21 protein-coding genes are annotated in these 21,315 nt (G+C 38.3%); 6 read left to right on the top strand and 15 right to left on the bottom strand.

Annotated features, from left to right (window positions below; translation table 11 throughout):
• Window positions 1–42: 42 nt before the first annotated feature.
• Window positions 43–1,407 carry a hypothetical protein gene (locus M9949_09310; protein MCO5251603.1) on the bottom strand — a complete coding sequence of 455 codons (1,365 nt, stop codon included), beginning with the start codon at window positions 1,405–1,407 and terminating at the stop codon, window positions 43–45.
• Window positions 1,408–1,878: 471 nt separating this feature from the next.
• On the opposite strand from M9949_09310, the gene lat reads away from it, so the two are divergent.
• From lat to ruvC, 3 genes are all read left to right on the top strand, one after another.
• Complete coding sequence (gene lat / locus M9949_09305) at window positions 1,879–3,231, top strand: L-lysine 6-transaminase (protein MCO5251602.1); 1,353 nt, start codon at window positions 1,879–1,881, stop codon at window positions 3,229–3,231.
• 117 nt (window positions 3,232–3,348) lie between these two features.
• On the top strand, window positions 3,349–4,098 hold the full coding sequence (locus tag M9949_09300; GenBank protein ID MCO5251601.1) for a YebC/PmpR family DNA-binding transcriptional regulator: 750 nt from the start codon (window positions 3,349–3,351) through the stop codon (window positions 4,096–4,098).
• Between the two features lie 40 nt (window positions 4,099–4,138).
• Entirely contained in the window at window positions 4,139–4,681 is a 543-nt protein-coding gene (ruvC, locus tag M9949_09295) for a crossover junction endodeoxyribonuclease RuvC (protein ID MCO5251600.1), read from the top strand.
• Here the strand turns inward: ruvC and M9949_09290 are convergent.
• The 8 genes from M9949_09290 to M9949_09255 all read right to left on the bottom strand — a co-directional run bounded on the left by M9949_09290 (window position 4,671) and on the right by M9949_09255 (window position 13,704).
• Window positions 4,671–6,149: an O-antigen ligase family protein gene (locus M9949_09290; GenBank protein ID MCO5251599.1), complete on the bottom strand. Its 1,479-nt coding sequence runs from the start codon at window positions 6,147–6,149 to the stop codon at window positions 4,671–4,673. The two genes, ruvC and M9949_09290, sit on opposite strands and share 11 nt — an antisense overlap.
• Window positions 6,150–6,264: 115 nt before the next feature.
• Window positions 6,265–7,224 (bottom strand): NAD-dependent epimerase/dehydratase family protein, encoded by a 960-nt coding sequence (locus tag M9949_09285; protein MCO5251598.1) that lies wholly within the window; start codon window positions 7,222–7,224, stop codon window positions 6,265–6,267.
• A 71-nt stretch (window positions 7,225–7,295) separates the two neighbouring features.
• The gene (gene hydE, locus M9949_09280; protein ID MCO5251597.1) at window positions 7,296–8,387 is read right to left on the bottom strand and encodes a [FeFe] hydrogenase H-cluster radical SAM maturase HydE; all 1,092 of its coding nucleotides are present in this window, start codon (window positions 8,385–8,387) and stop codon (window positions 7,296–7,298) included.
• Window positions 8,387–9,820 (bottom strand): [FeFe] hydrogenase H-cluster radical SAM maturase HydG, encoded by a 1,434-nt coding sequence (gene hydG, locus M9949_09275; GenBank protein MCO5251596.1) that lies wholly within the window; start codon window positions 9,818–9,820, stop codon window positions 8,387–8,389. Before hydG ends, hydE begins: the two co-directional genes overlap by 1 nt.
• Before the next feature lie 9 nt (window positions 9,821–9,829).
• Window positions 9,830–10,081 (bottom strand): CopG family transcriptional regulator, encoded by a 252-nt coding sequence (locus M9949_09270; GenBank protein MCO5251595.1) that lies wholly within the window; start codon window positions 10,079–10,081, stop codon window positions 9,830–9,832.
• A gap of 132 nt (window positions 10,082–10,213) precedes the next feature.
• The gene (locus tag M9949_09265; protein MCO5251594.1) at window positions 10,214–12,013 is read right to left on the bottom strand and encodes an NADH-dependent [FeFe] hydrogenase, group A6; all 1,800 of its coding nucleotides are present in this window, start codon (window positions 12,011–12,013) and stop codon (window positions 10,214–10,216) included.
• Window positions 12,014–12,045: 32 nt separating this feature from the next.
• Window positions 12,046–13,227, bottom strand: a complete 1,182-nt coding sequence (locus tag M9949_09260; protein ID MCO5251593.1) for an NADH-quinone oxidoreductase subunit E — start codon at window positions 13,225–13,227, stop codon at window positions 12,046–12,048.
• Between the two features lie 9 nt (window positions 13,228–13,236).
• A complete protein-coding gene (locus M9949_09255; protein ID MCO5251592.1) occupies window positions 13,237–13,704 on the bottom strand; it encodes an NAD(P)H-dependent oxidoreductase subunit E in 468 nt (155 codons plus the stop codon).
• Window positions 13,705–14,018: 314 nt separating this feature from the next.
• On the opposite strand from M9949_09255, the gene M9949_09250 reads away from it, so the two are divergent.
• Together M9949_09250 and hydF are read left to right on the top strand one after the other, a co-directional pair.
• Complete coding sequence (locus M9949_09250; protein ID MCO5251591.1) at window positions 14,019–15,479, top strand: lyase family protein; 1,461 nt, start codon at window positions 14,019–14,021, stop codon at window positions 15,477–15,479.
• On the top strand, window positions 15,466–16,695 hold the full coding sequence (gene hydF / locus M9949_09245) for a [FeFe] hydrogenase H-cluster maturation GTPase HydF (GenBank protein ID MCO5251590.1): 1,230 nt from the start codon (window positions 15,466–15,468) through the stop codon (window positions 16,693–16,695). Before M9949_09250 ends, hydF begins: the two co-directional genes overlap by 14 nt.
• On the opposite strand, the gene M9949_09240 is transcribed toward hydF, so the two are convergent.
• Entirely contained in the window at window positions 16,658–16,792 is a 135-nt protein-coding gene (locus M9949_09240) for a DUF5522 domain-containing protein (GenBank protein MCO5251589.1), read from the bottom strand. The genes hydF and M9949_09240 overlap by 38 nt on opposite strands.
• 53 nt (window positions 16,793–16,845) lie before the next feature.
• Complete coding sequence (locus M9949_09235; GenBank protein ID MCO5251588.1) at window positions 16,846–17,712, bottom strand: arginine deiminase family protein; 867 nt, start codon at window positions 17,710–17,712, stop codon at window positions 16,846–16,848.
• 97 nt (window positions 17,713–17,809) lie between these two features.
• Between M9949_09235 and M9949_09230 the strand changes: the two genes are divergently transcribed.
• Window positions 17,810–18,985, top strand: coding sequence for a class I SAM-dependent methyltransferase (locus M9949_09230; GenBank protein ID MCO5251587.1), 1,176 nt, complete (start codon window positions 17,810–17,812; stop codon window positions 18,983–18,985).
• Here the strand turns inward: M9949_09230 and M9949_09225 are convergent.
• From M9949_09225 to M9949_09210, 4 genes are all read right to left on the bottom strand, one after another.
• Window positions 18,974–19,897: a 4-hydroxy-3-methylbut-2-enyl diphosphate reductase gene (locus M9949_09225; GenBank protein MCO5251586.1), complete on the bottom strand. Its 924-nt coding sequence runs from the start codon at window positions 19,895–19,897 to the stop codon at window positions 18,974–18,976. The two genes, M9949_09230 and M9949_09225, sit on opposite strands and share 12 nt — an antisense overlap.
• A 6-nt stretch (window positions 19,898–19,903) precedes the next feature.
• Window positions 19,904–20,575, bottom strand: a complete 672-nt coding sequence (cmk, locus tag M9949_09220) for a (d)CMP kinase (GenBank protein ID MCO5251585.1) — start codon at window positions 20,573–20,575, stop codon at window positions 19,904–19,906.
• A 1-nt stretch (window position 20,576) separates the two neighbouring features.
• On the bottom strand, window positions 20,577–20,834 hold the full coding sequence (locus M9949_09215) for an HAD hydrolase-like protein (protein ID MCO5251584.1): 258 nt from the start codon (window positions 20,832–20,834) through the stop codon (window positions 20,577–20,579).
• Between the two features lie 103 nt (window positions 20,835–20,937).
• Entirely contained in the window at window positions 20,938–21,285 is a 348-nt protein-coding gene (locus M9949_09210) for an HAD hydrolase-like protein (GenBank protein ID MCO5251583.1), read from the bottom strand.
• Window positions 21,286–21,315 lie beyond the last annotated feature (30 nt).

The raw sequence follows: 21,315 nt of genomic DNA, 5'->3' as shown, positions 1-21,315 counted from the left end.
ATTTTCAAATTTTATGGTTTTTAGCGAAAAAACTAAATATTTTTAACTTCTTGAATCGCCGCCGTAAGATTTATAACCTGATTTAGGTTTTTCTTCGCGAAGCGAGAACATAATTTTCTTAGCAATTTCTTCGGCAACAACTTTTTGGATTTGGTCGCCTGAAGTCATGTAATCTTCGATAGCAGTTTCAACTCTTGTACGGATAATTTCGGCAGTTTGACCAACGAGTGCATTCGAAAGTTGGTGAATGTCTGCTTGTTGTCCTCTGAGAGCTTCGAGCTGGCTACGGTTTGCATCTTCCATTTTCTTCAACATCTTATCCATACGTTCTTCTTCTTCTGTGTACATCAATGTAACAGCAAGAAGTGAAAGCATCACGAACTCAAGCGAAATCGCCAAGAGGATGAATGAAGGACGAGTTGCAGGGATAAATTTAAGACCACGAATACCAACAGCAACGATAAGGAACGCAGCACCACCGTAAGCAAGACCTGTAACAAGGTTTGAATATTTTTCGGTAAAGTGATGAGACATATATAGTCTGAAACCTTTAGTGAGGTGCAGTCTGTTACGTCTCCACAATAAACCATTTTTCAAGTCAATAATTTCGATTACAACGAAATCTGAGAAGAATTCTTTGATACGAGTGTAAATTGCTTCGTTACGGAAGAACACAATATCGGTGTCATTATCGAATACATCGTCGAATCGTGCAGATTGGAACGGTGAAGCGATATCTTCAGTCATAGTTCTGTCCCAAACTAACCTGAATGCAGAGCGGACTTCGGAAATATCCTTTTCGGCAAGTTTATCATCAGGCATGATAAGCAAATCAATGATTTCATCGGCGAAACCTGTTTGCAGACGTAACTTGACCTTTGTATTGTCAATTTGCCTGTCGAGCAACACCGCCATAAATCCGATATTTGACGGCAAAAACACAGTAATTAAAAGGGCTAACACGAAGGCAAATACCAATGCCAAGATGATAAATCCTACCCAAGGTTCAAGTATGATGGCATTGTCACCAAGTACTGGTGCCTTTGCGTAAAATTCTGAGCCTTTCTTAGAATAACCATGTTCTTGTTCGGTTCTCGCATCCCAGGTAAAATCAAAGATGTATTCACGATTGATTAAATCTCTATTTACCGGTTTACCCATTGCTTGCAGTTCTCTTTCTTTGGATGTTGTACCCCAAACAAGTCCATCAAACTTCACAAAACCGATTTTTTGTTGCTGGTCCATAGAAGGTTCGAATAGCGGCACAACAAAACCTGCTATAGTTTGAGGCACCAAATTAAAGAAACTGAAATAGAAAAAGACGGCTGACATAGCCAAAAGTAAAACTATATGTTGTGTTCCAACATTATGTTTCTTTGATTTGGTCGAAAAGTTCTTGATTGTCATTAGTGTATCACTCCTGATTACTTCAAAAATTCAATATTTATATTCTTAATTGTATTCATTAAACTTATTAAAATTACGAAAAAATTAAACAAATTCTAAATTTTTTTTCACAATTCTTCACTTTTTTTAAATTTTTATTCATTTTTCAAACTTTTTTGAATTTGTGCTATTCATAAAAGACTAATATAATAGAGTTTTGTTATATAATATGCTTTTTTATTATTAATCAATCACTTTTTTTTGTAATTTTGTAATATGAGAAGCAGAACGGTCAAAGCAGGAATAAAAAATCTTTACATCGGTACAATCCGCGGTAATTCCTTTTTATCGTGTCTGGGTGTCATGTCTTCTATGCTCCACAAAATTATCGTCTCCGGACGAATTCCTTATTGTTTCTAAACAACCCCATTTCCTTAATACATATTAAAGTTTTTTAATCTATTTTTTTTGAACACAAACATGGAGGTAATCATGTTAGTTGAATCATTAAGCTATAAATCTAAATATCATGTCGAAGCAATTGACGTTAATAAAGAACTAAAAAAACACATGCTTGCTGATGGATTTGATTTTATTTTAGACTTGTATTCGAGCCAAGGGTCTGACTTGAGAGAGTCAATTCATGGCAATTCGTTTCTTGATATGTTCACTTGCTATGCATCTATGCCTATTGGTATGAATCATCCCAAAATGGTTGACCCGAGATTCGTTGAATACATCGGGAAAGTGGCATTGAACAAGCCGTCAAACTCAGACATCTACACGTCCGAATTGGCAACATTTGTGAAGACATTTTTTGAAATTGCTGTTCCAAAGCATTTCAAGTATGGTTTTTTTATCGAGGGTGGCGGCTTGGCTGTCGAAAATGCACTAAAGGCTGCATTCGATTACAAAATTAGACGTAACTTCCGTAAAGGCTACACCGCTGAACGCGGTACTCAAATATTGCATTTTAATGAAGCATTCCATGGGCGAACCGGCTATACAATGTCGCTTACGAATACAGACCCCAAAAAAGTGAAGTTATTCCCGAAGTTTCAATGGCCTCGTGTTTTGAATCCAAAAATTACTTTTCCATTGACTGAAGAGAATCTTGATAAAGTAGTTGACGCGGAAAAAATTGCAATCGAAGCAATCAAAAACGCATACAAAGACAATCCGGACGATATTGCAGGAATTCTTATCGAGCCGATTCAAGGCGAAGGCGGGGACAATCACTTCAGAAACGAATTTCTGCAACAATTAAAAGATATTGCTCACGAAAACGATTCACTATTGATTTTTGACGAAGTACAAACAGGTGTCGGATTGACAGGCACTATGTGGGCTCATGAACAAATGGGAGTCGAACCTGATATTATGGCGTTTGGAAAGAAAATGCAAGTATGCGGTATCTTGGTTGGCGACAAAATTGACGATGAACCGGAAAATGTTTTCAAAGTATCAAGCAGGATAAATTCTACTTGGGGTGGAAATTTAGTTGATATGGTAAGAGTTACAAAATATCTCGAAATCATCGAAGAAGAAAAATTGGTCGAGAATGCCAAAGAAGTTGGCTTGTATTTAGGCGAACGACTTCATGAGTTGAAATCCGAATTCAATGAATTACTTTATAATGACCGTGGCAGAGGCTTGTTCAGAGCAATTGATTTTACAGATGTTGCCAAACGAGATGCTTTTGTCAAGGCAGCTTTTAAGAATAATTTGATTATTTTGCCATCGGGCTCTAATGCTATTCGTTTCAGACCGGCTCTGAATATATCGAGAGCTGAGATAGACAAAGGCATTGAAATAATCATCAAATCAATCAAAGAAGTAATTTGATTTGAATATTGAATAAATTTGACCACTTCGGGTGATTTAGCATACCCGAAGTGGTTAACTTTTGGAATTTTTGTTGTATATTTACAAAATATTTTTGTAATATTTATAAGAAAATTTATGGCTGGTCATAGTAAGTGGGCAAATATTAAGCATAGAAAAGGCAGACAAGACGCTCTGCGAGGTAAGGTTTTCACAAGATTAGCAAAGGAAATCACAGTTTCGGCACGTGAAGGCGGCGGTGATGTCGGGGCTAATCCCCGATTGAGACTCGCAGTACAAAATGCAAAAGCCGTTAATATGCCAAACGACAATATTTCTCGTGCAATCAAAAAAGGTACAGGTGAAATCGAGGGTGTAAATTACGAAGAGTTAACATACGAAGGTTATGCTCCTTGCGGTGTTGCGGTTATACTTGAAACTGTTACCGACAATAAAAAAAGGACTGTTGCTGATGTACGTTCATTGTTCGGGAAATTGGGCGGCAACATGGGCGAAACTAATTCCGTTGCATGGAGTTTTGACCGCAAAGGTGTCGTAACTATCAAAACTCAGGGCAAAAGCGAAGATGAATTATTTGAATCTGTCTTTGAATCCGGCGCTGAGGATATCGAATATGATGCTGAAGAATCACGCATCATCTGCCAAATGACTGATTTTGGTAATGTGTTCAAATATTTTGATGAAAAAGGATTCGAGTTAGGCGAAAGCAAATTGGAGTATATGCCACAAAATTACACAAAGATTACAACTGTCGAAGATGCCAAGAAAGTTTTAAAATTTTTGGATACTTTCGAAGACTACGATGATGTCCAAAACATATATCATAATATGGAAATGGATGATTCGATTGCAGAGCAAATTGATTAATTAAAATCGGTGCGATAAGTATCGAATCATAAAGAGCAATATGAGAATTCTCGGCATTGACCCAGGTTCAGTGATTTGCGGTTACGGCATAATTGAAGTCGAAGCCGGGAAAATAATCTTAATCGAATATGGCGTTATCAAAGCGAAGAAAAAAGAAGAGGATTTCCCGCTCCGATTGAAAGAAATTTTCGGGAGACTCACAAGTGTGATTGAAAGGCATCTACCTGATGAATCTGCACTTGAGTCCGTCTTTTTCTCCAAAAATGTGCAATCGCTAATGAAGCTTTCTCACGCTCGTGCAGCTGCGATGTTGGCTTCTACTTTGCGAGAAATTCCGGTTGCCGAATATTCGCCGCGTGAAGTTAAAAAAGCGGTAACAGGCAATGGGAACGCATCAAAGCAGCAAGTGGAGTATATGGTGAAGAGCTTATTGAAAATTTCGGAAACACATGAATTTTTTGATGCAACAGATGCTTTAGCTGTAGCCTTATGCCATGCATATAGATGGAAACAGAATGCTTCGCCCGTTAAAAATTGGAAAGATTTCGCATCCAGAAATCCTGAAAGAATAATTAAGAACTGATTTTGTTCGATTTTTTAGCAGTTTCGTGTTCAACATAACTTTCTAAATTCATTCTAAATCTATCTCGCAAAGGCATTTTGACTGCTCTAAATTTAAAATAATCCCCTTTATAGTCAATAATATATTGATTAATAGGTGCAATTATGAAAAGAAGCAAAAAATAAGTGTGAATCTGAATAATTTGGTTGGCACTGATGTAACTGTACATAAAATAATATACAGACAGATACAATCCCAAACGTAGTAATTTGAAAAGCTCCGGGTCAATGTCTTTAAATTTTCTATGTTTCAAATTAAATTGTAATGATTGGGCAAAAAGGGAAATAAACATACCGAAAAAACCAATGAAACCAACGATACCAAGTTCAGACAGTACTTGCATAATTGAAGTGTCACTGAAAACCCAATCACGAGCAAAATATGTCAAATATCCACATCCAAAACCATACCCAAAAATCGGATAATGCATCCATATAGTGAAATAATCTCCCATATTAGTAAACCTGTCGCCAAATGATTCTCCAACAATGAAATTCGATTTTCCACCGAAAAGAAACATCGAAACGCTACTAACTCGCTCCCAAATTAGTGAAATCACTCCTTCATCATTGTATGAAAGTATCGCAAATTCGACAGCGATAATTACAGGAATGAAATAAAGCATAGATTTGAAAAAGTTTGAAAGATTACTGTACTTTTCAAAAATCAAAGCAGTTAATATGACAAAAACAACACCTAAAATTCCCGTTAGTGAAAATGAGATAATTAGTGAAACAATAATCCAGAATAGAACTAAAAAATTCATCAAAGGTTTTTTGAAGAGGAATTTCTTTGTTTGTATGTATGGAATCAGCATGAAAATCAGAAGAATATTATTAAAACCTGCTAATGCAGATGGTTCGGAAAATATCGAAGTAGCACGGAAAAAATTCCCGAATTGCAAGCTCAGTTGAGCATAACTGTCTTCATCTGTACCGAGCAACCCTCTGGCAAACATTGACATATTATTGACATCTATCCAAGCAAGTGGCAAATCGAAAAAACGAGCAACAATTTGGTAGGCTCCAAAAATATTGACTACAAGAGATAGAACGAGCCATATTCGGACAAATTTCCATATTACCGTCGAATCAATACGAATAAAAAACAGTACGTATGCGAACAAAATCGTTTGGTGAAAATGAGCCGTAGTTTTGAAAAATTGTGTTATCTCATCCGGATTACCCCTTAAAAGCGGTCCTATACCGGAAATGAAAGTGGATAAACAAAATAGCAGGAAAAAAATTAAAACCGGATTCTTGGGTATTTGGAACTCTTCACCATGCCAAACCGCTCTGACCAAAAAGGCAACAACAATGAAAAAAGTCAGAAAGTCATTGATTGAAATCCCTGTTCCTCCAATTGCAAAGAGTTGGAAAATATCGAAAAAATAAGTAATCGAGTATAATATTATCAGAAAATTTATCATGCGTCCAAATTTATTTTGCTAAAATAGCTATTCCGAATCAAACTACAAAAAAGGTGCATCTGTGAAATTCACATGATGCACCAAATCAATACATTTCAAGTCATGATAAATTGAATCAGATAAGACCTTTTTCATGTTTGGCTATAAGATTGCTTATCATATCGCGAGTCATCGAAGACAAATCATAATCAGGTGTCCATCCCCATTCTTGGCGGGCAGAAGTATCATCAATTGATTGGGGCCACGAATCGGCGATTTTTTGGCGAGAATCGGGATTATATTCAATTTTGAAATCCGGCAAATGTTTCTTGATTTCGGATGCTAAAGTTTTTGGGTCGAAACTCATCGAAGCAACGTTGAAATCGCTGTGATGAATCAAATTATCAAAATCTGCTTCAGCCAAATCAATTGTCGCTTTGATACAATCAGGCATATACATCATAGGCAAAATAGTGTTTTCGGCAAGGAAACAGTTGTAGTAATTTTTCTTGACGGCTTCGTAGAAAATTTCGACTGCATAATCGGTAGTTCCGCCACCGGGCAATGTCTCAGAGGAAATTATTCCCGGATAACGCAAACCGCGACAATCAAGACCGTACTTTGCGACATAATAATCGCAAAGTAATTCCCCTGCAACTTTAGTAATTCCATACATAGAAGTAGGCTTTAGGACGCTTTCCTGAGGAGTGTTTTCGCGAGGAACGCCCTTGCCCCATACAGCGATAGAACTTGGGATGATTATTCGTTTCATTCCATATTTAACACCCAAATCTAAAATATTGATGGAACCGTTCATATTCACATTCCAACACAAATGCGGGTCTTTTTCACCTGTTGCGGATAAAATCGCCGCCATATGGAATATTGTATCAATATCGTGTTTGATGATGACGGGACGTATAGTTTCGGGGTTTGTCACATCAATCGAATAAAATGGTCCTTCTTCGGCAACTTTACTTGCTGAATGTCTGATGTCACTTGCTATGACATTTTCGGTACCATATTTTTTTCGTAAAGCAACTGTTAATTCGGAGCCGATTTGTCCGAGAGCTCCTGTAATCAAGATTTTTTTCATATCAGTTTTCATAATTTTTCAAAATGTTCAATAATTTAAAACAAAATTAATACTTATTCATGACAAATTGGCTAATTATCGTTTTGCATTCTATTTTTGAAATGGGGAGAATCGCCATGCTCTCCCCAACCGACGCTATCACCTGCGAGAGTTACACGCACCTCGATACAGTTGAGGCAATCCTCGGCTTGCTCGTCGGTGCAAGGCTTGTTTTCGTATAGTTTGTAAAAATCGCGATAAACACCCGGAGTAATATTGGGCATAATTATATTCGCACCGGCATATAGTGCCTTTTCCCTGCCTAATTTATCAGATGCTTGCATAGCTGTTGAAGCAGCAATATTGATGTCCTTCATGATAATTCGGAGAACGGCAATCATTTTCAAAGTCAAGAAAAAACGCTCTTCTAAGGGCAAAAGAGTACCGCTGAATTGAAATAGCGGTGTACTTCGATGTTCGATATAGGGACCCATTCCGCACATATCAATATCGAAATCTCGCATAAAAATAATATCGTCAACTAAATGCTCCAAAATTTGGAATGGCACACCAATCATAACTCCCGTACCAACTTGGAATCCTGCCTGACGCAAATCTCTCAAGGCTTGCAAACGCTTATCGTAATCGTGCAATTCATCGTTTGGGTGGAGTTTTGCATAAAGTTCACGATTTGATGATTCTATTCTGAGCAAATATCTCCGAGCACCCAATTCGTGCCACTCTTTATAAATATCCAAAGTTTGCTCGCCCAATGACAAAGTAATTCCAATTTCTCCATTTGTCATTTCCATTATTTGGGCGATGAGCGAGGAAATTCGCTTTGTAAAGGCAGGAGATTGCAACTCGCCGGATTGGATTACCACAGAAGCATAATTATTTTCCCAAGCGAAACGAACGGATTTCAGCACATCTTCATCGGAAACTATGTATCGGACTAATTCATGATTATCCTTTCTGATGCCACAATAGAGGCAGTTTTTGGCACAATAATTCGATAATTCGACAAGTCCGCGAAAATATGTTTTTTTGTCAACATATTTTGATTTTACCTCATTAGCTTTTTTAAACAAGAGCTTCGCATCTTCGTGATTCATTGCTAAAAGTTCACGGATGTCATCTCTGCCAAGCTCGTCTTTCTCGAGAATTTCATCATAATTAATCATCAGAAATATATGTCCCTTTTGCCTTGCTTGACCAAATCGAGCTTTTCTTTCAAAGTTCTGACATTGGTGTCAACAGCTAATTCGCGAATTTTATCTTCGATTAGGTTATAGCCCAAAATTTTAGTTTCGGGGCTTGCATAGTCTTCGAGATATTCAGCAAGAGTTAGAATCGCATTTGGTGAGCATAATTTCTTGATAAAACCGGGCACCGAGAATTCCATAAAATGCTCCCCTGTCCGACCCATACGATAACAAGCAGTACAAAATGACGGAATATAGCCGTGTTCGAGTAATTCGTGAATTACTTCAGCAAGTGTGCGGTTGTCGTTGAGAGTGAATTGCTCTCTGTTGATATTTTGCAAATGCTTATTTTCTTCGCTATATCCACCCAATTCAATATTCGAGCCGCCATCAATTTGTGAAACACCGAATTGCAGAACTTGGTCACGAATTTCTGCGGATTCCCTTGCAGTCAAAATCATTCCTGTATATGGCACTGCAAGTCTTAAAATTGCTACAAGCCGGGTAAATTCATCATCAGAAACTATGTAGGACAAATCAATATCCATCTCTGATGCTAATTGGATTCGTGGAAATGAAATCGTATGTGGACCAACATTGTAAACTGCTTCCAAGTGGTTGACATGTCGCACAAGCCCGAGCACTTCGTATTTCCAATCATACAAACCAAATAGTGCACCGATTCCCACATCATCAATGCCGGCTTCTTGAGCTCTGTCCATAGCTGTCAATCGCCATTCGTAGTTACGTTTCATACCTGACAGATGGACTTTTTTGTAAGTTTCCTTGTGGTATGTTTCCTGGAAAATCTGGTATGTACCTATATGAGAATCACGAATAATTCTGAATCCGTCAATGTCTTGAGGTGCAGCGTTAATGTTTACTCTACGGATTTCACCATTATCTTGCTTTACCGAGTAAACTGTATTGACGGTACTTGCAATAAATTCCGGTGTATAAAGTTGGTGCTCGCCGAAAGCCAGCACAAGCCTCTTGTGACCGTTCTTTTCGAGCGACTGAACCTCTTTGACCAACTCTTGCTGAAGCAAAGTTTTGCGGATGATTTCTTTATTTGAGTGTTTAAATCCGCAATAGGAACAATTATTTGAACAGTAGTTGCCAATATAAAGAGGTGCAAATAATACGATTCTATCGCCATATACTTTACGCTTTAGTTCTTTAGCGCCCTCTTTGATTGCCTCGATAGATTCAGCATCGTTTGCATTGAGCAAAATTGCGGTTTCTTGGAGCGAAAGGCGATTTTTGTCAAGAGACTTTTGGATTATTTTCTTAACTTGCCCGAAATCGGATTTCGTATCACGGATAAAAGATTGGATTTCATCATTATCAATGAATGGAACCATTGGTTCATCGGGAATAATATATTTTTGGGGATTGTAAATCATTTCAATACCTTACCGTTAGATGTCATTTTTAATTAAAACTGAGCGACATTTTAAGCCTTTAATTTTACCTAATCTGCCTGATAATATGCTGATTTGTTCAGTTGTACCTTCAATAATCAGTGACATGACACTTTGCTTTCTATCTTGGAGAGTAATACCGTGGCGGCTGAGAATAATAGAGGAATTCTGAGATATTGTATTGTTTAATATCTCTACACAAGATTTATCTTCGATGAGAATAATCATTGTTCCTAATCTCTTTTCCATCGGTAATTCCTCAAGATAAGAATCATTGAGCATGACACATTGAGCTTAATATAAATCAAGCTCTCCGTATTAATTTCTGTAAATTATGATATGCTCCGCTCGAAAACGGAGCATATCGTATATAAATATTAACTAATATCTGTTTCGCTTAGTGTAGTGTGTATGCAATAACTTGTGTGACTTATGACCCAACGGTCCGTCTTTCAGGAATTCGTCATAAATTTGCTTAATTTCCGGATTTTCGTGAGATTTGCGTAATTTACAGTCTGCATCATCTTCGTAAATAGCTTTTATGCGAGCCATTCTTACTTTGTCATTAGTTGGGATAGGTTGACCACCACCACCAATACATCCGCCGGGACAAGCCATGATTTCGATAAAATGATAAGGTGAAGTGCCGTCTTTTATTTGGTCCATTATGATGCGAGCATTCTTCAAACCATGTGCTACTGCGACTCTAAGTTCGACACCTTCGAGGAAACTGTATGCTTCGAGACAGTTTTCGAGTTTCACTGCTGCATGTTTGATACCTTCCAAACCGCGAACAGGTTCGATATTCAATCTATCAAATGGCACGTCTCTGCCGGTTATTAGTTCGTAAGCTGTTCGGAGAGCGGCTTCCATAACCCCACCGGTAGCACCGAAAATAATCGCTGCACCTGTAGAATCGCCCATAATACTATCAAAATCTGAATCTGAAATTTCCGAGAAATCAATACCTGCTTGTTTTATCATATGTCCGATTTCTCTGGTTGTAAGCCCTGCGTCAATATCTTGATGACCACTGGATTTCATTTCCGGACGATTTGCTTCGAACTTCTTGGCTGCACATGGCATAGCTGCGACGCTGACGATATCCTCGGGTTTGACACCGATTTTATCAGCATAATAAGTCTTAGCCAATGCACCAAACATTTGTTGCGGAGATTTGCAAGTTGACAAATGTGCGAGATGTTCGGGATACATGTGTTCTATAAATTTAACCCAACCCGGAGAGCAAGATGTAATCATCGGCAGTGCAACCGAATCGTCTTCATCTTTGATTTTACTCTTGAGTCTGCCCAAAAGTTCAGTGCCTTCTTCGATAATTGTCAAATCTGCAGTATAGTTGGTATCAAGCACGGAATCAAATCCGATTTTTTTCAATGCAGCAACCATCTTACCGGTTACATGAGCTCCGGGAGCATATCCTAACATTTCACCAATAGCCACTCTGACTGATGGTGCTGTATTTATAACGACATGCTTTTTCTCATCGCCAATTGCTTCCCAAATGTCATCGAAATATCTTCTTTCGGTTAGTGCTCCTGTTGGGCAATGAATAATACATTGTCCGCAATTAACACAAACTACTTCATTCATCGGCAAGTCCATGAAAGTAGAAATCTTCATATCTTTACCTTTGTGAGCAACTGTAATTGCGTTAACATGTTGCAATTCTGCACAAGTTCTGACGCAACGTTGGCATCTGACGCATTTACTGTCGTCTTTTTCGATACTCCAAGATGAACGGTCAACATGAATTCCGGGCTTTAAAACGCTAAGATAAGTGTTGTTGTCCACATTATATTCTGATGCAAGAGCTTGAAGCTCGCAATTAGTCGAGCGATAACAAGTTGTGCATTGGGTATTGTGTTCGGAAACAAGCAAAGCAATCAAGTCCTTTCGTGCACTTCTAACTTTAGGAGTATTGGTTTTGATGACCATGTTTTGTTCACATGGAGCAGCGCAAGAAGCAGTTAAGTTTTTTGCACCTTCGACTTCAACAACACAAACTCTACAATTACCGGCAACGCACAAGTCTTCATGATGGCACAAAGTTGGGATACGTACATTAATTTTCCGAGCAGCTTCCAAAATTGTAGTGCCTTTCTCGATACTGACATCAATACCGTTGATTTTCACGCTGATTATATTTTTTATACTTTCCATTTTTTTCTTCTTCATTTTATTTCGATAAATTGTTAATAAATCATTTCTTCACGGAAATTGTCAACTATTGACGAGAAGGAATTAGCCACAGACTGTCCTAACCCGCATTTAGCCGTAATTTTCATTGTATCTGTAAGTTTGAGCAATTGTTGGAGGTATTCGGGGTCTTTATCACCACGTTTGACAGCTTCAATCCCTACTTTAAGTTGTTGGCAACCGATTCTGCAAGGAGTGCATTGACCGCATGATTCTTCTTCGAAAAAGTCAAGATAATTTCTCAATACATTATACATCGAACGTGAACTATTGAAAATCATCATCGAGCCGCCTGTGGGCAAGGAATCGCCTGTCAAACCACCCGGAAAACCAATAGTTGTGGATTGGAATTTCTTTCGCGGTACGCAAAAACCAGACGCTCCACCAACTTGAACAGCCTTGGTATCACCGTCGCCAAATTCGCGGACGAACTCCTCTAAAGATAGACCGAATTCCAAGTCATAAATACCGGGTCTTGGAGTATCGCCTGATACGGAGAATAATTTTGAGCCATGTGAATCTTGGATACCGAGTTTCTTGAATTCTTCGACACCAATTCTGCTAACCACTTGAGCCGAAACCAAAGTTTCTACATTGTTGACTACAGTTGGTTTGCCCAAGTAACCGTTATTCGTTGGGAATGGTGGTTTATTTCTTGGTTCGCCTCTGAAACCTTCCATCGAGTTAAGTAATGCAGTTTCTTCGCCACAAACATAAGCGCCACTGCCCAGAAATACTTCAACATTGAAATCGAGTTCTAATTTGAAGCAATTTTTGTGGAATTCTGCAATTTCTCTTTCAAGATGAGGAACTAAGTATTTATATTCACCACGTAGGTAAATATAACCCTTTTTGGCACCGATAACATAAGCACAAATACCCATACCGGCTAATACTTTTTTGGGTACTATAGTAAGAATTTCTCTATCTTTGAAAGTGCCCGGTTCGCCTTCGTCTGCATTACACACAACGAATTTTTCATCGCCCTCGGCAGCAGCCGCAAACTTCCATTTCAAACCGGTCAAAAATCCTGCCCCTCCTCTACCTTTCAATCCCGAATCTATCAAATCTGAGATAATATCCTTGGGGGCGCGTTTCAAAGCTTTTTCCATTACTTGGTATGGACTTTCCGGATGGATTCCAAGTATAACATCTAATCTTTTTAATCTTTCTTGCATTTTATGTTCCTATTCTCTGTTTTTGTAATCGGTGATAATTTCTCTTATTGATTCGGGGGTCAAATCGGTGTAAACGTCATCGTTGACGAGCATTGCCGGTCCTTTGTGGCACCATCCCAAGCAATTTGTATATAAAAGCGAGAACTTGCGGTTCAGCGTAGTTTCGCCCACTTTTATTTTCAGTATGTTTTCTAAAGTATCCACAATTTGGTTTTTGTCGTGCATATCGCAAACGATAGTTTTGCATACGCGAATCACAAATTTACCTCGTGGAATTGTATCCAGAAAACTATAGAAGGTAGATTTACCATATACATCAGCAGACGACAAATCAAGATTGCGAGCTATGGATACCATAGCTTCATCTGACACGAAGTGCTCTAAATCGTAAACTCCTTGTAAAATCGGCAAAAGGCTCTCTCGTTTGTTTCCGTATTTGTCAACGAGTTCTTTTACCATCAAATCGGTTTTGGTCATTGCAACACCTTTTAAATGTTATTTTAAATTAATTGTTAATAAATTCACTTATTATTGATATTTTTTTCAACTTTATCTATACATTTGTATCAATATCCTATGCAAATTTAAGGAAATTACTCATAATATGCAAGAAAAATCGTCAAATAATTCATTATTTATCAATTACTTAGCTAAGTATAAACTTAGATACGAGGAACTGTTTTCCGAATGTATTTCTAAAATGATTGTTAGCTATGGCTTACTTTTTTTTAAATTGATTTATTACAAAAATTTCACTACTTTTATGAAATAATAAAAATGATTGATTGAATATGCGAACAGAAAAAGACCAAATCGGAACTTATGATATACCTAAGGAAGCCCTTTATGGCATCCACTCAATCAGAGCAAGACATAACTTCCCTGACAACACAGGATTCAGTATTGAATGGTACAAAGCAGTCTGCACAGTAAAACTCGCTTACTATTTGAATTACGAAAAATTTGCTCAAGCAGTCCAAAGCAAATTCAAAGTAGAGGATTTACCTTTGAAATTAATCGAACCGGAAATAGTTTCGGCTATGATTCGGTCGGCAGACGAGATGTCGCAAGGTAAATATTTCGAGCACTTCATTGTTCCTGCGATTCAAGGTGGAGCAGGTACAAGTGTGAATATGAATATCAATGAAATTATCGCCAATTCTGCTCTCTTGTCATTGGGGCATAATTGCGGCGATTATCACATAATTGACCCGATTGAACATGCTAATATATATCAATCAACCAACGATGTTATCCCATCGGCGCTAAGAATAGCAGTGATGGCTTTGCTCGAGCAATTGGAAAAATCTATCAATGATACGCGTGCCATTTTTGAGAGACTTGAAAAAGAACATAATTTCACATTGAGATTGGCTTATACTCAGATGCAAGCCGCAGTACCAACTACATTCGGTAAACTTTTTTCAGCTTATACTGAAGCCTTATGGAGGGATTGGTGGCGCGTTTCGAAATGCTTCGAGAGAATTAAAGTAGTTAATATCGGAGGAAGTGCCGCAGGAACAGGGCTCACCGTGCCGCGATATTTTATAATGGAAGTGCCGAATATTTTGAAAAATATTACAAATTTGCCCGTTACGAGAAGTGAAAATTTGACCGATGCAACTTCAAATCAAGATACATTGGTTGAAGTTCATGCTATACTGAAGTCTCATGCCGTTAATTTGGAAAAAATTGTCTCCGATTTGCGGCTGCTTTCCTCCGATATTGGCGAAAAATCTATCAACTTGCCGACATTGCAAGCAGGCTCGTCAATCATGCCGGGAAAAGTAAATCCGGTTGTGAACGAATTCGTCATCGAAGTCTCGCATATAATCTATGCTCATGACCAGCTAATAACGGGATTGACAGCTATGGGATGCTTAGATTTGAATGCCTATTTACCGACAATCGGACATTATTTAATCAGTAGCCTGAAACTGCTTATTGCGGCTAACGAAACTATGAGCAATAATTTGATTTCGAAACTGACTATAAACGAAGATGAGTCGACCGAAAAAGTTATGATGAGCCCTACAATTAGTACAGCATTATTACCTCATATAGGTTATCATAATGCAACACAGTTGGCAAATTTCATGGTAACAAATTCTTGTGACATAATTGATGCTAATCGCCAGTTGAAAATTATCGATGAGCATATTTTGGTGGATTTGATAAAAGCAGAAAATTTGAACAAATTAGGATTTTCAGTCAGCGAATTAATTTCATATAAGACAAATGGCAAAAGGTAAAGAATCTACACTACATATTGGCATCTTTGGAATCCGTAACCAAGGAAAAAGTTCGCTGATAAACAAAATCGCCGGACAGGAAATTGCTATCGTCTCGGAGCATCCGGGTACGACGACTGACCCGGTCAAAAAGAGCATCGAAATCCCGGGCTTAGGTCCCGTCGTTTTAATAGATACAGCCGGAGCCGATGATACGGGCGATGTGGGGCTTAAGAGAATTGACAAAAGTATTGAAGCAATCAAGCATGTTGACCTTGCAATATTAGTCATTTCGGGCAATCAAATTAGCAAAACGGATATCTTCCTAATTGATTTATTCAGGCAAAGCGATGTGAATTTTGTTATCGCTCACAACAAATCAGACTTAATCCCGCTTGATAAAGAATTTGCTCTGAAAACCAAGAAGGAATATGGAGTAGATGTTGTTTCAGTCACTTGCACAACCGAAAGCGATATATCAACTTTGATAGCCAAAATACGATTGAATATTCCCGAATCAGCCTGGAAAAAGAACTCTATGATTGGCGATTTGGTTTCTTATGGCGATATTGTGTTGCTAATCACTCCAATTGACATCGAAGCTCCCGAAGGGCGTTTGATACTGCCCCAAGTGCAATCTATAAGAGATATTTTGGACAATGACGCTGTTGCGATTGTTTTAAAAGAGCGCGAGCTCGATACATTTTTGAAAACAACCGGAATCAAACCCAAACTTGTAATTACCGATAGTCAGATTTTGCTCAAAGCTGCGGCTTCAGTTCCCGATGATATTCCACTGACAGGATTCAGCATTTTGTTAGCGAGATATAAGGGCGATTTTGAGGCATATTTGCATGGGACTCCAAAAATTTCCGAACTCAAAAGCGGCGACAAGATTTTGATGTTGGAATCATGCACACACTTAGTTTCGTGTGATGATATCGGCAGAGTGAAATTACCACGCTGGATAAGCAATTTTACCGGTAAGGACTTGCATTTTGATTTTGTAGCCGGACTCGATAAATTGCAAACACCAATTGAAGAGTATGCCCTTGTTATTCAGTGCGGTGGCTGCGTCGTCACGAAAAAGCAAATCATGAACAGATTATCACCAGCCAAAAAAGCCGATATACCAATCACAAATTATGGAATGGCAATCGCATACGTCCAAGGCGTTTACAAGCGAGCAATCGCTCCATTTACCGGGGCAAAGATTGATTCTTTGGATTATCTTTAGAATTTTTGGGCGTCTCTTTTGGATTATAAGGGCAATGTCGGCATCCACTTTTACAACAATAGCCTCGTTCTAAGTGATACTTTTCGGTAAAAACCATTAATCCTGTGGTGTCGATATAAAAATCAATGCCTTCGTGAAGACCGCGCTTTGTCAAATGCGCGCCAAAGGCAATGTGGAACAACGGAATAAGCCACCCAACTTCCCTACTTCGGAATAATTTGTTTCGAGCACTTTGATTGATTTGCCTCTCAAAATATCATTCAATCTGCCAAATGTTGCATCGGAAACGACTTTATCGGGAGCCAATGAAAAAACATTCGGATACATGTGATACATCTCATATTGGGTTACTTTGATTAGCTTACTCTCTCCAAAAATATCATAAATAGCTTCGGGATAATAAACAAAGCCTCCCCCATAAATTATCGCCGCATCTAAGCCAACGGGCTGAAAGGTACAATCAAGGTGCAGAATATTAGTAGCAGGATTCTCAGTTACACAAAGCTGAAATGGAATGACTTCTTTTTGCGGAAATGATTTTTTCAAAAACTCGTAACCACTCCAATTAGTTCGCTCGGAAATCCCAACAAAAACATATTTTCCGTGCAAAATCACATCGCCGCCCTCTATGAAAGAATCTTCGGGCATTTCGAGAATTTGACTTGGTGGAATTTGATTATGAATGAAGTCAATTCCCTGAAGTTCAATCCGTCGATTTTCCTTTTTCATATTGGATTTGACCATAACATCGTCAATAACAAATGAAATGTCGCGAGCAAAGATTTGGTCTTGATTTTCGATATTTCGCGGTCTGATAACTTCTACACCTTGAGATTCGATAAGCTCGGCAAAAGAGTCAACGTATTTGATTAATTGAGATTCGGGCGGTATTGTCCCTTGCTTCAGATGTTTTGATATTTTGGGATTGTTCTCATGTATCGTATTGCCCCTGTCGTTGGCTATTCCAATAATCACCGATTCCAGCCGAGAGACTTCGTCTTTAATGTTCAGTTTCATATATTTTCAGAATTTGACTTGGTTAATCTCCTTTGACGTTGTTAATAGTGAAAAAATTGTTAATTTAGCTTAGTTTCAAATTAAGTAAACCAAATTTATGAATTTTAATCAAAAAGTAAAAGATTTTATTGAAAATAATGTCCAATCGGACACTCACGAGTTAGCTTTGAAAAATAGGCAACTCGAACCGAGCGAATTGAAGATTGCTTTAGAACAAATTGAATCGCGTCAACGAATCAAGACTAAGCTCCCTTCGTGGTGCCGAAATTTTGATTTGATACTGCCGAATAGCAAATATTTAGAGCAATCATCAAGCGAAAAAACGGCATTCTTCAAATCACAAATCTATCAATTTAAGACATCAATAGATTGCACAGGCGGCACGGGAGTAGATTCAGCTGCTATTGCCATTAATTCTGAAAGGCATCTTATAATTGAGAACAATGCTGATTTAGCTGAACTTTTAAAGCATAATTTCTCGGTTTTGAATTTGAAAAATGTCGAGATTGTTGCAGCAGATTGCATCGAATATCTCAACAAAAGCGGGACAACATTTGATTTTGCGTATGTTGACCCTTCTCGACGGCAATCCGGCAAGCGAGTTTTCAAACTTGATGAAATGACTCCCGATTTGGCTGTCTTACTTCCAATTTTGAGCAAGAAAGCCAACAAAATCATGATAAAACTTTCGCCATTGTTCGATATTGAGGAGATTTTAAGATATTTTAAAAATATCGAATTCATTCATGTTGTTGCAGTCAATAATGAATGCAAGGAAATCTTAGTGAGTTTGAATAGTGAGATGCCGAAAGAGCCACAAATCGTTGCTGTTGAACTTGGAGATAGCAAAAATTTCGTGATAAGCGGCACACTCAACAAAGCTCCAAGCAGCTACGAAATGCCCAAAAAATACATTTACGAAGCTAATGTAGCTTTGGTCAAGTTAGGGAAGTATTTTGATTATCAAACGCATTACGGAATATATGAAATTGGTGTAAATACAAATTTGTACACATCTGAATTGCAAACAGAAAATTTTGCCGGAGAAGTATTCGAGCTAATCGCAATTACAAAACCGAATGCAAAAGAATTGGAAAATATATTGGGCAATCAGCCCAAAGCGATGCTCAAAGTGAGAAATTTTCCGATGAAAACTGAGGATTTGCGAAAAAAATTGAATTTACTCGAGGGCGATGAGTATAAAATATTTGCTGTAACATTATGTGATGGAAGCAAAAAATTTCTTATTTGCAGAAAAATTTCAATTGACTAATGAACTTTCATTTATATTGAACTTGTCTTCAATCACAGCTTTTACTTTTTCCATGTACCATTGCGGAGTGCTTGTAGCACCGGAAATGCCGACTGTTTCGGCGCCGTCGAACCATGTCCAATCAATCTCGGAAATATCTTCGATGAAATGAGTTTTGGGATTGACTTTCAAGCAAGACTGATAGAGGCTTTTGCCGTTGGATGAATTTTTGCCCGAAACGAAAATCACAACATCGTTAATACGGGCAAAGTTGAGCAAAGGCTCTTCCCTACTCGTAACAGCACGGCAAGTGGTATCGCGTGCTAAGAGTTTGTTGTCAATTTCCCCTAAATCAATCATATTTTTAATTTTGCTGTCGAGGTATTCTTTAACTTCGTGGAAATGATGTTTATCCATTGTCGTTTGGGACATAAAGACAGTTTGTCGGTCGAAATCAGTGATTTGCATTGCTTCGTCTAAAGTCTTAATTACATGACAGTTATCATCACAAACGCCGCGCAGTCCGATTACTTCAGCATGTTCTTTTTTACCAAAGATTATGATTTGAAAATTCTGCTGATGATATTTTCTGACTCGATTTTGCAAATTCGTCACAAGCGGGCAAGTTGCATCGACAACGTCTAAGTTGAGATTTTCGGCACTTTTGTAAGTTGCGGGTGGTTCGCCGTGAGCCCGTATAATAACTTTGGCGTCTTTGTCATCTTTAGCAATACGCTCCAAATCCGAATGAGTAATCGTAGTCAGACCTCTTTGTTCGAGTCTTTCGATTTCTTTCGGATTGTGAATTATATGCCCGAGAATATATACATTTTTACCTTCTGTTTGCGACTGATTCAGGGTTTCTTCCGCAATGTCAACAGTGCGGTCAACTCCCCAACAAAACCCCGATTTAATATCTATAGTAACTTTCATAATAGCTTATTTATTGATTATTTTTGTTGCCAAATCAATTATCAAATTGGATTGCTGCTCGATTGTCAAGTCCGAAGTATCAATTTCGGTAGCATCATCAGCTTTTCGGAGCGGGCTGTTGCTTCGGGAGCTATCATAAGCATCTCTATCAACAATTTGCCGCTTGACTTCATACTCGGAAACATTAATTCCTTTTGCAATTGACTCCTTCAAACGACGTTGAACACGGGCAGATATTGACGCCACTAAATATATTTTAAGCTCTGCCTGAGGGAATACAACCGTGCCAATATCGCGTCCGTCCATGACAACACCGCCATTTTTGCCCATCAATCGTTGTTGCTCGACCAACTTTTCCCGAACATAGGAATACGCACTTATCGGGCTGACATATTTGGTAACATCCGGCAGGCGAATTTCCGAGCTGACATCTTCATGATTCAAAAAAGTTCTCTGCCCCCATTCGGATTGTTTAAGCTCGATACTGAGATTGTCCATCAGCTTATTAAGATTCTCGTCGTTCATGTCCAATCCGCATCGCAGCCATTCCAAAGTTACTGCTCTGTACATCGCACCTGTATCAATATATATATAGCCGAGCTTTTCGGCAACAATTTTTGCTGTAGTGGATTTTCCCGAACCAGCCGGTCCGTCAATTGCAATTATGATTTTTTTCATTTCAATTTTCGATAAGTCTATTTATAATTTCCAGTGTATGTCGGGTGTCGGACAAGTCATTCAGCACAAAGTCGGCATTGAGCAAAGATAATTCATCGAATGTCATAGCACCTGTGGCAACGCACAAAACGGCAATATTATGAGCCTTTGCACAATCAATATCGCGAGGTGTGTCGCCGATTATTAGTGTATTATTCGTATTGAAATTTTCGCTCCCGACGAATTTGTTAGCCCTTTTGATAGCTATCGGAGGAAGCATATTCCTATCGTCAGAATCCGAACCGAAAGCACCGATAGAGGAAAAAATTTGTCCAAATTATGTGCACGAAGTTTCAAATATGCATTCTCGAAGAAATTCCCCGTTATAAGCCTAATTGTATGTCCGGATTATCGTGCAAATCGTTGATTAATTCTACAACACCGGGCAATATTTTCACATTTTCAATTGTAGTATGTTCTTCAAAACTTATGTAAATCCTGCTCCAAATGGTTGGCAAAATTTTCAAAGTATCATCGTATGAAACTCCGATATTTTGGCTAATGATTCTCAGAATTTGCAAATCAGTCATACCCCAAAAATCGGGAATAGCCGAATCAGGAACTTCCTTGCCAAATAATTCTGAGAGCAAATCCGCAAACAAGGATTTGGCTATACCATGCTTGAAGTTTAAAATTGTACCGTCAATGTCGAATAAAATTAGTTTTTTCATAAAAAATAAAAAATTCCGGCTAAGCGGAAT

The sequence above is a fragment of the Candidatus Kapaibacterium sp. genome, assembly GCA_023957315.1.
Classification (GTDB): domain Bacteria; phylum Bacteroidota; class Ignavibacteria; order Kapaibacteriales; family UBA2268; genus PGYU01.
This window is presented reverse-complemented; position numbering and strand designations above follow the sequence as displayed.

Bases quoted from the DNA above. Each gene is read 5' to 3' on its own strand.
- M9949_09310 (MCO5251603.1), bottom strand. From the start codon at position 1,407: ATGACAATCAAGAACTTTTCGACCAAATCAAAGAAACATAATGTTGGA.
- lat (MCO5251602.1), top strand. From the start codon at position 1,879: ATGTTAGTTGAATCATTAAGCTATAAATCTAAATATCATGTCGAAGCA.
- M9949_09300 (MCO5251601.1), top strand. From the start codon at position 3,349: ATGGCTGGTCATAGTAAGTGGGCAAATATTAAGCATAGAAAAGGCAGA.
- ruvC (MCO5251600.1), top strand. From the start codon at position 4,139: ATGAGAATTCTCGGCATTGACCCAGGTTCAGTGATTTGCGGTTACGGC.
- M9949_09290 (MCO5251599.1), bottom strand. From the start codon at position 6,149: ATGATAAATTTTCTGATAATATTATACTCGATTACTTATTTTTTCGAT.
- M9949_09285 (MCO5251598.1), bottom strand. From the start codon at position 7,224: ATGAAAAAAATCTTGATTACAGGAGCTCTCGGACAAATCGGCTCCGAA.
- hydE (MCO5251597.1), bottom strand. From the start codon at position 8,387: ATGATTAATTATGATGAAATTCTCGAGAAAGACGAGCTTGGCAGAGAT.
- M9949_09270 (MCO5251595.1), bottom strand. From the start codon at position 10,081: ATGGAAAAGAGATTAGGAACAATGATTATTCTCATCGAAGATAAATCT.
- M9949_09265 (MCO5251594.1), bottom strand. From the start codon at position 12,013: ATGGAAAGTATAAAAAATATAATCAGCGTGAAAATCAACGGTATTGAT.
- M9949_09260 (MCO5251593.1), bottom strand. From the start codon at position 13,227: ATGCAAGAAAGATTAAAAAGATTAGATGTTATACTTGGAATCCATCCG.
- M9949_09255 (MCO5251592.1), bottom strand. From the start codon at position 13,704: ATGACCAAAACCGATTTGATGGTAAAAGAACTCGTTGACAAATACGGA.
- M9949_09250 (MCO5251591.1), top strand. From the start codon at position 14,019: ATGCGAACAGAAAAAGACCAAATCGGAACTTATGATATACCTAAGGAA.
- hydF (MCO5251590.1), top strand. From the start codon at position 15,466: ATGGCAAAAGGTAAAGAATCTACACTACATATTGGCATCTTTGGAATC.
- M9949_09240 (MCO5251589.1), bottom strand. From the start codon at position 16,792: ATGGTTTTTACCGAAAAGTATCACTTAGAACGAGGCTATTGTTGTAAA.
- M9949_09235 (MCO5251588.1), bottom strand. From the start codon at position 17,712: ATGAAACTGAACATTAAAGACGAAGTCTCTCGGCTGGAATCGGTGATT.
- M9949_09230 (MCO5251587.1), top strand. From the start codon at position 17,810: ATGAATTTTAATCAAAAAGTAAAAGATTTTATTGAAAATAATGTCCAA.
- M9949_09225 (MCO5251586.1), bottom strand. From the start codon at position 19,897: ATGAAAGTTACTATAGATATTAAATCGGGGTTTTGTTGGGGAGTTGAC.
- cmk (MCO5251585.1), bottom strand. From the start codon at position 20,575: ATGAAAAAAATCATAATTGCAATTGACGGACCGGCTGGTTCGGGAAAA.
- M9949_09215 (MCO5251584.1), bottom strand. From the start codon at position 20,834: ATGCTTCCTCCGATAGCTATCAAAAGGGCTAACAAATTCGTCGGGAGC.
- M9949_09210 (MCO5251583.1), bottom strand. From the start codon at position 21,285: ATGAAAAAACTAATTTTATTCGACATTGACGGTACAATTTTAAACTTC.